This is a genomic window from Spirosoma profusum (genome assembly GCF_014699005.1).
Lineage (GTDB): Bacteria > Bacteroidota > Bacteroidia > Cytophagales > Spirosomataceae > Spirosoma > Spirosoma profusum.
On the sequence record NZ_JACWZY010000021.1, the window covers coordinates 100,176 to 112,879 of the forward strand.

Annotated in this window: 7 protein-coding genes; all 7 read left to right on the top strand. The window is 52.9% G+C overall.

Going from position 1 to position 12,704, the window contains the following annotated elements:
* Window positions 1-945: an ABC transporter ATP-binding protein gene (locus IC229_RS22355; protein ID WP_190889248.1), complete on the top strand. Its 945-nt coding sequence runs from the start codon at window positions 1-3 to the stop codon at window positions 943-945.
* 1 nt (window position 946) lies between these two features.
* On the top strand, window positions 947-4,558 hold the full coding sequence (locus IC229_RS22360; RefSeq protein ID WP_190889249.1) for an ABC transporter permease/M1 family aminopeptidase: 3,612 nt from the start codon (window positions 947-949) through the stop codon (window positions 4,556-4,558).
* Window positions 4,555-8,211, top strand: coding sequence for a hypothetical protein (locus IC229_RS22365; protein ID WP_190889250.1), 3,657 nt, complete (start codon window positions 4,555-4,557; stop codon window positions 8,209-8,211). Before IC229_RS22360 ends, IC229_RS22365 begins: the two co-directional genes overlap by 4 nt.
* Before the next feature lie 524 nt (window positions 8,212-8,735).
* Complete coding sequence (locus IC229_RS22370) at window positions 8,736-9,074, top strand: PadR family transcriptional regulator (RefSeq protein ID WP_190889251.1); 339 nt, start codon at window positions 8,736-8,738, stop codon at window positions 9,072-9,074.
* 20 nt (window positions 9,075-9,094) lie between these two features.
* On the top strand, window positions 9,095-11,854 hold the full coding sequence (locus IC229_RS22375; RefSeq protein ID WP_190889252.1) for an ABC transporter permease: 2,760 nt from the start codon (window positions 9,095-9,097) through the stop codon (window positions 11,852-11,854).
* 52 nt (window positions 11,855-11,906) lie between these two features.
* The gene (locus IC229_RS22380; RefSeq protein WP_190889253.1) at window positions 11,907-12,182 is read left to right on the top strand and encodes a hypothetical protein; all 276 of its coding nucleotides are present in this window, start codon (window positions 11,907-11,909) and stop codon (window positions 12,180-12,182) included.
* 195 nt (window positions 12,183-12,377) lie between these two features.
* Window positions 12,378-12,704, top strand: a complete 327-nt coding sequence (locus IC229_RS22385; protein ID WP_190889254.1) for a hypothetical protein — start codon at window positions 12,378-12,380, stop codon at window positions 12,702-12,704.

Sequence of the window (12,704 nt, forward strand, 5' to 3'; positions counted from 1 at the left end):
ATGGAATTGCAAATTCGTAACGTATCCAAAACGTATACAAAGGGCCGCGGGGGCGAGGTACAGGCACTAAAAAACGTAACGCTCACCATTCCCAACGGTATGTACGGCCTGCTTGGTCCGAACGGGGCGGGCAAATCGACGCTTATGCGCATTCTGGCTACCTTACAGGAACCGGATGAAGGCAGTGTCCATCTGGGCAACATCGACGTAGTGAACCAGCCCGAGCAGGTGCGTCAAACGCTCGGTTATCTACCCCAGGAGTTCGGCGTCTATCCGAAAGCCAGAGCGGAGGAGTTGCTGGATCATTTTGCCATACTCAAGGGATTTTCCCAGCGTAAATCTCGCCGGGAAGTTGTCGGAGCCCTGCTCCAGAAAGTAAACCTGTGGGATGTGCGGCATCAAAAGCTGGGTGGCTATTCCGGCGGGATGCGGCAACGGTTCGGGGTGGCCGTAGCCCTGCTTGGTAACCCGAAACTCCTGATTGTCGACGAACCAACGGCCGGGCTCGATCCCGCCGAACGGGTGCGATTCCTGAATTTGTTAAGTGAGCTTGGCGAGAACAGCGTGGTGATTCTGTCGACTCACATTGTCGAAGACGTCAGCGAGTTATGTACGCGTATGGCCATTATCAACAAGGGAGAAATTCTGCATGAGGCAGAACCACTGGAAGCCATGAACGCCCTGCACGGACGAATCTGGCAAAAAGTAATAGCGAAGAATGAACTGGCCCAACTGGAGCGGGAGCATACGATTATCTCTACCAAACTGCTGGGCGGACGCACGGTCGTGCATGTCTACAGCGAGGAAACACCCGCTATGTTTGACCCCGTTCAGCCCGATCTCGAAGATGTTTATTTCTCTGTGATGGCAGACCATATGATGGCAGGTCGTGTTGCTGATTCTCAGGGTGGCCAGCAGAATGATCAACAGGCAAATGAGGCTTAACATGAAATTCCGGGAAATTTTTCGCTACGAATTGGCTTATCAGGGGCGCCGTCCCTGGCCCTGGCTCTTCATGATGGTAATGGTTGTATTTGCTTTTTGCGCTACCCGAATAGCGATCATTCCTGTTACGCTTCCCCAGGACTTTATTCTCAACTCGCCGTTTATTATCACGGCCGTCACGGTCTTCAGTTGCCAGATCTGGTTACTGCTTGCGCCAGCCATAGCGGGTGAAGCAGCAGGACGAGACGTACAAACCGGGATGTATCCACTCCTGTTCACAACGCCCGTCGGCAAAGCTGCGTATATCGTTGGGCGCTTACTGGCGGCTCTTGCGTTAAACGCGCTCATTCTGCTTGGTGTGCAGATCGGTAGTCTGCTGGCAGTGTACGGGCCTGGTGCCAATCCCGACATAGTAGGCCCATTCCGCCCGATGGCGTACCTGGCTGCGTATGGGTTCATTGGTTTAAGTAACGCGCTGGTGGCCACGACTTTCCAATTCTCTGCTACGCTTTTCAGCGGTCGGCCAATGGCAAGTTATCTCGGAAGTCTGATCTTGTTCTTCCTTTCGTACCCCGTGACGTTGACACTCTATACGTCCGGCCTACACGAAGGGGCACTGCTGGCAGACCCCATCGGTATCATGGCCATCATGAACGAGATGATGTCGAACTGGACCATTGTCGAGAAGAACGTTCGGATGTTCACCCTCGAAGGCGCAATGCTGTGGAATCGGTTGTTGTGGATCGGCATCGCCCTCGGAACGCTCTCGTTCATCTATCTACGCTTTCGATTTGCTCACCGAACTGCCACCTATTGGTTAAGCTGGGTAACCCGCTGGTTTACAATAAAAGCGCCGATTGCTTCAGGTACGTTGTCAGTAGGTACGTTGCCGGTGCCGTATGCGCCCCAGACGTTCGGCTTCACAACAAATCTGCGTCAGACAATCACGATGGCGCGGAGTTCATTTCACCTGATTGCGACGAGTCCCGGCGGCCTTTTCCTGCTGGTCGCCTTTCCACTTTTACTGACGTTTATGGTGCTGGAGGGAATGCAGCACTGGGGGGTATCGCTGCTACCGCGAACGCCTTACCTCCTGACAAAACACCTGACAGGTGTGCTCACCTCACCTTCGAACTACTGGGTGATGGTGCCACTCCTGATCATCTACTTTTCGGGTGAGCTGGTTTGGCAGGAACGGGATGCCCGCATGAGTAGTAACGTTGATGCGACACCAGTGCCGGAATGGGCTCTACTGCTGGGCAAACTCACCGGTCTGGGACTGGTTCTTGCCGCCTTGATGGTGATCATCACCATAGTTGGCCTTACCGTTCAGGTGATAAAGGGCTATCATCATGTCGAGCTTCTGCGATACATGCAGGTCTTGCTGGGCTTTAAACTGGTTGATTATCTCCTGTTCGCCACCCTCGCCATCACAATTCAGGCGGTGGTAAATCAGAAATACGTAGGGCAACTGGTCGCCCTTGTTGTGTATATGCTGATGGTCTTCTCGTCGTTCATCGGCATCGAACATCATCTGCTTGTCTATGCTTCCGGGCCAGAATGGTCACTAACGGATATGCGCGGCTTTGGCCAGTCTGTTTGGCCCTGGCTTTGGTTCAGACTGTATTGGGTTGCCTGGGCAATCCTGCTAGCCGTGGGTGCCAGACTGCTGTGGGTACGTGGTAACGACGCTGATCTGGGCAGGCGGCTGAAAACCGCGCGGCTCCGTTACACACGGGCAACAGCTGGTGTCGCCGTGTTCGCGGGGGGACTCGTTCTCCTGCTGGGCGGTTTCATTTTCTACAACACCAATGTGCTCCATGAGTACGTCATCGATGGCGAAGTAACACAACGCCGGGCCGATTATGAGCGGCTATACGGAAAATACGAGGGCATTCCACAACCGACGCGTGTGGCTACGAATCTGAATGTGGACATCTACCCCAAACAGCGAACCGCAACGATTCAGGGGAGTTACCGGCTGGTCAATCGTAGTGCAGTGCCAATCAACGCCATCCATCTGGAACCCGCTTTTTACGTCAAAACGCGCCTATCGTTCGACCGCCAGACCCGTGTCGTAGTGGCCGATGATAAACTCGGGCACTTCATATACGCGCTGGACAAACCACTCAGGCCCGGCGACTCGCTGACGCTCAGCTTCGAGGTTAAGTTCGAATCGCGCGGGTTCCGCAACGATGGCCTCCGCAGCAGCGGAGCAGGGCAGGGTATTGTCGAGAACGGCACCTATTTAACGGGCGAGGCCCTGCCGGTGATTGGCTACCAGCCTATGCGCGAGCTATGGAGCGCCGAGGACCGGCGTAAGTACGGACTGCTCCGCCAGGTCACCCTACCCCCGCCCGGAGACATTGATCCGGGTGTGTCGGCGGGGGCAGCAGCAACTGTCAACGCGATTATTAGTACCGATGGAGATGAAACAGCCGTGGCACCGGGCGCTTTACGCCGTACATGGAGTAAGGCAGGGCGACGCTATTTCCAGTATGGCAGCGACGTACCGATCAATGGGCGGGACGTTTTCTTCTCGGCCAACTATGCCGTGCATCGGGAGCAATGGACGTCTCCGTCGGTAGCAGGGCGGGCTGTGGACATTCAGGTGTACGTTCATCCGGGGCATAAAGAGCACCTGGAGCGTCTACTGCGTAGTGTGCGGGCGGCACTGACGTATTATTCGGCGCAGTTCGGGCCTTACCCGTATTCATTCATGCAACTTGTTGAGCAGCCCGGCAACTTCATGGGAATGGGTGTCGACGGGAGTGGCGTGATAACCGGCGGGGAAGGCTTTTTCCAGCTTGACCCACAGGGCAACGGTTTCGACGCGATCTTCGAAATTGTGGCCCATGAAATGGGGCATCAGTGGTGGGGTGTGCAGCTCAAGCCCGCTTTAGCAGAGGGAGGTGGCGTCATTTCCGAAAGCCTGGCCTGGTATTCTGCCATGCAACTGGTGAAGCAGGTAAAAGGTCGCGAAGCCCTGCGACGGTTTATGCGCATCATGCGTGAACCTGAACCCTGGCCACCCATGCGTACAGGGCTTCCGCTGCTTCGCGCCATGGACCCCTGGGCCAATTACCGCAAAGGGCCTTATGCAATGTATGCCCTCAGCGAATACATTGGTGAAGCACGGGTCAACGGAGCACTCCGCACGCTGATAACGAAAAAAGTATCATCGCTGGCCACGACCCTCGACCTGTACCGGGAGCTTCAGACAGTTACTCCCGACTCGCTCAAGCCCCTGCTGCATGACCTGTTCGAAGTGAATGCGACCTGGTCGTTCGACACTAGGCAAGCCACGGCGAAGCAGACGGCAGACGACTCCTGGCAGGTGACGTTCGATGTGGAAGCTCATAAAGTCGTTACGGATAGCGCCGGTGTAGACAGCCCAAAGCCGGTAAATCAGTGGGTAGAGATCGGGGTTTTTGCCCCTGCCAGGCCAGGTGAGCAACTAGGTAAGCCACTGTACATACAGAAGCACTTTATCCACTCGGGTAAGCAAAAGATCACGGTGACACTGGCACAAAAGCCAGCGCGCGGAGGCATTGACCCGTACAACCTGCTCGACTGGGAAGAGGGCGACAACATTGAGGAAATAACGCTATGACATTCGGGGAGATTTTTCGGTTTGAGATCAGCTACCAGTTCCGCCACGTATCGACCTGGTTGCTGTTTGCTTTCTTTTTCCTGTTCGGCTTTATCATTCTCCGACTGGTTACGCTCACCGACGGAACGTACCTGAACGCTCCGGGCACTATTACATTTTTCACCGTTTTTGGTAGCGCCATCTGGGTAGTCATTGGTGGAGTGATTGTTGGCGATACGGCTACCCGCGATGTGCAAACGCGCATGCATCCGCTTACTTACACCGCGCCGGTCAGCAAGTTTGGCTATCTGGGAGCCCGGTTTCTGGCTGCTCTGGCCCTGAATTCACTCCTTCTATTGACCCTTTACGCGGGATTTTTGGGCTCGCTTTATGGCCCTGGCGCCAAAACTCAGTTTGTCAGCCCGTTCCGTCCCGATACTTACCTAGCCAATTTTGCCTTCCTGGCATTACCAACCAGTATGGCCACCACGGCTATTCAGTTCATGGTTGCGGCTTTAAGTGGTCGCGCTATCGCCAGCTACATCGCCAGTATCAGCATCATCCTATTTTCTCAGTTTGGAGGCACAACCGTGCGATTTGCCCTGGAATGGAAAACGTTGGGGGGACTGATGGATCTTCTGGGCACCAGTATTATCGCTGAGATGGAAGGCTGGACGCCGATCGAGAAAAATACGCGACTGGTGCTGCTCGAAGGCCCCTGGCTCTGGAACCGCCTAACGTGGTTGGGTATAGCTGTTAGCGCGCTTGTCTACACCTATTTCCGCTTTCAGATGAGTCACCAAGCCAGTAGCAGCAGACGGAGCCTGTTTCGTAGCCGACAAGCTGCCGTGTCGTCGGCGGCTCAGCCAACCCATACACGCATTGAATATACCAGTCTGATTAACGTACCTGACGTTCCGCGCTATTTTTCCCGCCAAACGCAGCTCCATCAGGTGCTCGCCATTGCGGGACAGTCGTTCTGGAGCATAGCCAAAAGCTGGACAGGGCTCACACTAGTAGCTGTGTTAGCGTTGGGCACCGGTCTGCTGGCTACCGAATACATGGAGTGGCTTGGCGTCCCGTTGTTGGCCCGGACGCAGGAGGTACTCAACGTATTGACACCACCGTTGAGCAGTTATAAAACGCATTGGATCATCATTCCGCTGCTTATCATCTTTTACGCTGGCGAACTTATCTGGCGCGAACGGGAAGCAGGGCTACATGAGCTTTCCGACACCACGCCGACGCCCGAATGGGTACTTTTTATCGGCAAATTCGGCGGCCTTACACTTATCATCACCATTTGGGTTGCCTTCCTGATGCTGGCTGGCATCATCAACCAGCTTGTTATGGGCTATTACCAGTTCGAACTCGATGTTTACGTAAAGGCGCTCTTCGGCATTCAGCTAACAAATTACTTACTCTTTGCTCTTCTCATCTTTGTGCTCCATGTGTTGGTGAACCAAAAGTACATTGGCCATGTGGTAGCATTTGGGGCCTACGGGTTTCTGCTTTTTGCTTCTATGCTCGGCGTTGAATACAAGCTGCTGATCTACGGATCTGATCCCGGTTGGTCGTACAGTGATATGAGCGGTTTCGACCCGTATAGTAAACCCTGGCTATGGTTCAAATTATACTGGGTGTCCTGGGCAGTTCTACTGGCTATACTGGCGATCCTGTTCTGGGTGCGGAGCAAAGAAGGCGGCCCGACCGCACGGTTTCAGCGGGCAAAGCACCGGTATAGCCGACACAAAATGGCTTTGTTTGTGGCGTTGGCCTTTGTGGTCGGTACAGGTGGGCTTCTGTTTTACAACACCAATGTGCTGAACGTGTATTTGACCAAATCGGATCGAATGGCCTTGCGCGCCGACTACGAGCGACGCTATGGGCGATACGAACATGCAGCACGACCCGTACTGACCCATACTAAGTTACAGGTCGAAATCTATCCTGAAGAGCAGGCGGCCGACATCAGAGGTACCTTTTCTCTGATTAACCGAAGCAACAAGGCCATTGACTCTATCCACCTGTCTACGATTCCGTTTAACCCGCTCGAAGCCATTTCATTTAATCGGCCGGCTTCTTCGGTTGTGGCTGATGACAAACTTGGTTACCACATCTATTCTCTGAAAAAGCCGCTTGCTCCCGGCGACTCCGTGCAGATGCGTTTCGTGGTGCATATCAAACCCACAGGCTTCAGCAATGAGGGTATAGATGCCTCCATAGTCGCGAATGGGTCACATATTACCAGCGACTGGATGCCGGTCATTGGCTACCAGGCAAACCGCCAGATCCGCAGTGTCCAGGACCGACTGGCGTACGGGCTCCCTCCACGTGCGGAGCGACCCTCACTATACGATGTGGCAGCGCGCAACGAAAACCAGCACGCCGAGCTTATGGGTTTTGACGCTCTTGTCGGTACCTCAAAAAGTCAGATTGCCGTTGCGCCGGGCGCGCTGCAACGTACCTGGACGAAGGGAGATCGTCGGTATTTTCAGTATGCAACCAATGCTCCTATCCTCAACGAATATGCCTTCTTCTCGGCGAAATATGCGGTGCAGGAACGACAATGGGTACACCGTTTGACGGGTTATCAATACGCCTTTCAGGGCCCTGAACGTGTGGTAAAGCCCGTTATAATTCAGATCTTTTACCATCCTTCCCATGCCGGCAATGTAGCACGCATGATGAAAAGCGCGCAAGCCTCGCTGGCCTATTATACGCAGGAATTCGGTGCTTATCCGTATACCCATTTCCGGGTACTGGAGCGACCAGGCCACGGGCGGGGCATGCATGCTGAACCGATGACGATTGATTACCAGGAAGGCTATTCGTTGATGAATCCTCAACCAGGCGGCCTCGATCTTCCTTACCACATCATGGCCCACGAAGTGGCACACCAGTGGTGGGGTTTGTATCTGGCTCCCGCAGCGGTTGAGGGGGCTGGTTTACTCGTTGAAAGTTTAGCAACCTACTCGGCCATGCAAGTGGTTGAGGAAACACTGGGGCGGGAGCATCTGCTCCGCTATTTATCCCAGATGCGACAGGAGTATAAGGTGCCCCGGTCCAGGGCGGCTCCACCGTTGCTACGGTCCAATAACTCGTTTCTGAATTACCGCAAGGGGCCTTTTGCGTTGTACGCGTTAAGAAATTACATTGGAAAAAAACGCGTCAACGATGCACTCAGGCAGTTGCTTCGCACGTATACGCCAGCCCATCCATTGCCGACAACGCTCGACTTTTACCGCGAACTGCAAGCAGTAACCCCCGATTCGCTGCATTACCTGCTGCATGACCTGTTTGCCACAAACACGTTCTGGGATCTGAAAACAGAACAGGCAACCGCAAAACAAACCAAAACCGGTGCCTGGCAGGTGACGCTTACTGTAGACGCGCGCAAGATGAGGGTTGACAGTATGGGCCGGGAGACAAACGTACCCATGAACGATTGGATCGAAATCGGCGTCTTCGCCCCCGCCAAGAATGGACAAAAAACTGGCCTGCCAATCTACTTACAAAAAAAACGCATCCGTTTTGGAAAGCAGCGTATCACCGTGATGGTGCCAGATAAGCTAATCCAGGTCGGGCCAATCCAGGCGGGTATTGACCCCAATCATCTGCTTATTGATTACGAAATGAACGACAACATGAAGGCCTTAACGTTTGAACGGTGAAATTTGACCTTCCATTTTCATGGTGCTCAAAATATCATTTGATGCCAGTTGATTTGGCTTTCATGTACAAGGTATGCGATCAATCGCATTGGATAACTATAAAATTGCGAATGCGGTTACAAAAGGAATTGGAGGGTTTACTGAACGATTTTAATTGGGGGCCAATCTTAAGTAAACAATCCATTATTAGTGCATTACAATTTAATTCAATCTAGCATTTTCCCTTTTATTGGCCGTTTTCGGTCAATTGCGTAGAGTAGGAAAGTGTGCATGGTAATAAACCTGTACGTCTCGTAAGTAGCTTGTCGAAGTGCTTTCGAGTTAGTGCTAGCCTAAATAGTGCCCAGTCGTACTATACCAATAAAATCACTACGGATCAGGGGCTATGTTGGTCCAATTATGGACAACATTTGTACGAATTCGGACACCACCCCAACCACACACAGTGGCTTCACAGTGCAGAATTGCCCGTTTTCAACACTGGCACCAGATTTGATTTAAGATATTATATCTAATCGCTTACCATGAAAAAAACTATACTGGGCGAACTAGAAGAACTGGTCCTACTGGTGGTAGCAGCCAGTACCCAGGAGGCCTATGGTGTGCCCATCTGTGAACAGCTTCAGCAGCATACCGGCCGAAGTTTCACCATTGGGGCGGTGCATACCACTCTGTACCGACTGGAAGAAAAGGGCTTTCTCTCTTCCCATGTTGGCGGAGCGACCGCCGAACGGGGAGGGCGCAGCAAACGCCTGTTCACCCTGACAACTGCCGGGGGCCGGGTCTTGCTGGATATGCAGCAGATGCGGAGCCGGTTGTGGCAGGCCATTCCACAGGCCAAACTTCAACTATTGGGATTATGAACCAAAATTGACCCAACCCCATGACGCCCAATCGACCCGACCCGCAACCCGAAAACTCGTCACCGCCCCAATGGGCCGACCGTTTACTCGAATGGTTCGTGGCGCCACACCTGCGGGAATACCTCCAGGGGGACTTGCACGAAGCTTTTCACCAGCGGGTGGCCCAAGTGGGCCTGGCGCGAGCTCGACGCCAGTACGTCTGGGCGGTTTTGCACTGCCTGACGCCCTTCTTCGTCAAACGATTACCCCCGGTTTCGGTTCGGCACACGACCGGCTATAACAATGAATATCAACCCCTTTCTAACCTGCATCCGGCTATGCTGCGCAACTACTTCAAAATCGCTTTTCGGACTCTGGGCCGACACAAGCTTTACACGGCCCTCAATTTGGCGGGCCTTACCTTTGGCATTACCTGCTTTTTGTTAATTGGGCTGTATTTGTTCGATGAACTTACCTTCGATCAGCAACACCGCAACGCGAGCCGAATTTACCGGGTTATTGAGCACAAAACGGTAAACGGTGAGGCCACCACCCTTGCCGCAGGAAGCTATAAACTGGCCCAGGAATCCAGGAAAGTACTGGCTGAAATCGAAAATACAACCCGTCTATTAAGACCCGGAAGGGCCAACCTGATTAATCCCGAACACCCGGTGAATTTTCAGGAGACGATTACCAATGCCGACGAAAACTTCCTGCAAATCTTTGATTTTCCGTTGGTACTTGGCGACAAACGGACGGCCTTAAAAGAGCCCAATTCAATCGTTATTAACCAGGACTTGGCCCGGCGGCTGTTTGGTCACACCCAGGTACTGGGCAAAACGCTCCAGTTCAGCCACATGGAATCACCCTTGAAAGTAACCGGTGTGCTGAAAAATCATCCGCCTAATTCCAGTTTCGATTTCAATTCGCTGGTGTCGGAAGCTTCCCTTCGGACGACCGATTATTTCAAGCAAACCATGACCAGTGACTGGTCGTCCACCGATTTTTCGGTGTATCTACTGCTCAAACCCAATGTAAATTCTCAAAGCGTTTCCACGAAACTAACTAATCTGGTCCTGGCTAATGACAAACCAGCTCCGGGAACCAGCCTGTCTTTTAGCCTACAGTCCCTGAACGACATTCACCTGGGGTCAGAAGCAATAACCGATGGGGCCCGAAATTCAAACGTGGCAGCGATGGCCCAGGGAAGTCCCTTTTATATCCGCATCTTCGGATTTGTGGCGCTCTTTGTGCTGTGCATTGCCGGCATCAACTACATGAATTTGTCGACGGCCAGAGCCTCAAATCGGGCAAAGGAAATCGGGGTTCGTAAATCGATTGGTGCCGTCCGGAGCAGCCTGGTGTCCCAATTTTTAGTAGAAACCCTCTTACTTACGGGTATTTCGCTGCTCTTGGCGCTGGTACTGGTTAATGTCGGGCTGCCTTATCTGAATCAATTTGTCAATAAACAACTGACGCTTGGTTTGGGAACCGACTACCGAATCTGGCTGATGACCTTAGTCGCTGCCTTACTGATTGGGCTGTTGTCGGGGAGTTACCCCGCCTTGTTGTTATCGGGTTTGCGACCCGTTTTGCTCTTAAAAGGCATAAAAGTAAACCCGCCGGGCAGTCTGAGCTTGCGGAAAGGCCTGGTTATTTTTCAGTTTACAATTTCTACGATCCTAATTATCAGCACCATCGTTCTCTTTCGGCAGGTGCAGTTTATGAACACCACCAGCTTAGGGTTCAATAAAGACCTGTTGGTTGTCATCGATGTCAATACCGGCGCAGCCAGGGACCGCTTCGAGACCATCAAAGCCGACATGGCCAAAATTCCTTCGGTGAAAAGCGTATCGGTTAGCTCCCGGGTACCCGGTGAATGGAAAACGATTCGCCGGGTTAAGATCAACACCCAGGGTAAAACGGATGCTCCCAAAATTGCTTACCTGATTGGGGCAGATAAAGACTTTCTGAAAACCTTTGCCGTGGATTTAATAGAAGGTCGCAACTTTATCAATCCAACGGATTCCACGGCTGTGCTGTTGAATGAAACAGCGGCCCGGTTGTTGAACATTACCAAACCGTCTGACCAACTGGTGGAGATTCCAGCCATGTCGCGTGGGGGCGAGTTTGGCCCCATTAACGATGACAATACGCCGTTCAAGGCCCGGGTAATCGGGATTGTGAAAGATTTTCATTTTCAGTCGCTACACGCCCGGATTGAGCCGCTGGTAGTAGCCTATAACCAGAATCCGATTCATGGGATTGACTATTACTCCGCCCGTATTGAGGCCCAGGGCATCCCTGAAACTTTAGAAAAACTAAAAGCCGTATTGGTAAAGGCGGATGGCGACGAGCCTTTCGAATTTCATTTTCTGGATCAGCAACTGGCCCTCTTTTACCTGGAAGACGCCCGTCGGCAAACCCTGCTGATCTGGGTAGCCCTGGCCACCATCTTCATCGCTTGTTTAGGTCTTTTCGGCCTGGCCACTTACTCGGCCGAACAACGCATTAAAGAAATCGGTGTGCGGAAAGTGCTGGGTGCCAGTGTAGCCAATCTAGCCTCACTACTCTCGATGGACTTCCTGAAATTGGTGTTGATTGCCAACAGCATCGGCTTCCCGCTGGCTTGGTGGGCCACCAACAAGTGGCTGCAGGAATACGCCTACCACATCGACTTGGACTGGTGGATATTTGCCTTAGCAGGACTGCTGGCCATCGGGATTGCCCTCTTAACTGTCAGTTACCAAAGTATCCGGGCTGCCCTGACGAATCCAGTGAAGAGTTTGCGCAGTGAATAAGCCCCTACCTACCAGGCGCCGAACGAGCCGGCTCACCCACGCCTGTAAACCGATGAATCGATTGGTCTTTCTGCTAGTCATAGTGTTGTATGCCCAGGCCACCCTCGCTCAGCGTAAGCAACTTCCCCTAAGCACGACAAACGAGCTGACGCCAGTTCATGTGCAAGTGTCGGCCGAGACGTCTCTGGGCAAAGCGGGTGTGTGTCTGGTTGATGCGGGTAACCCAATTAACTCGGCCGTCATGCTTGCCCGCATCAACCACCTGCGCTTTCGCAATGGCACTATTGAAAAGGAACTGGCAGGTAAGCCCCTGCCTAGCGCCGGCTAGTCGGCACGTGGCTTTGTGGGCATCGCCTTTCGGATGGCTGAGGACGATTCGACATTTGAGTGCCTCTACCCAGGCTCGACCAATGGACGGGCCCAGGATCAAGTGCGGCAGAATCATTCGGTACAGTATATGGCGCATCCGGACTATACCTAGCAGAAATTACGCAAAGAAACACAGGAGCAGTATGAGTCATACGTGGACTTAGTGGCTGGCGAATGGACGAAGATAAAGATTGAGGGGCAAGGCCAAACAGCCCGGCTGTACATGCATGGGGCGAACCAGCCCACACTGATCGTCAACGATTTGAAGCATGGTCCAACGCAGGGAGGGAGTCTTGGGTTGTGGATTGGCCCAGGAACCGATGCTCATTTTGTCAATCTGGGAAAAACCCCAACCACTAGGTATGCCAAACGAGCAGTCCTCCTCCAACCTGGCTATCATTCAGATAACATCCGAGTCGGTTCGGGACCCGTGTGCACTATTTTTAATACCTGTCGACTCACTCATAGAGCATATGCGTAG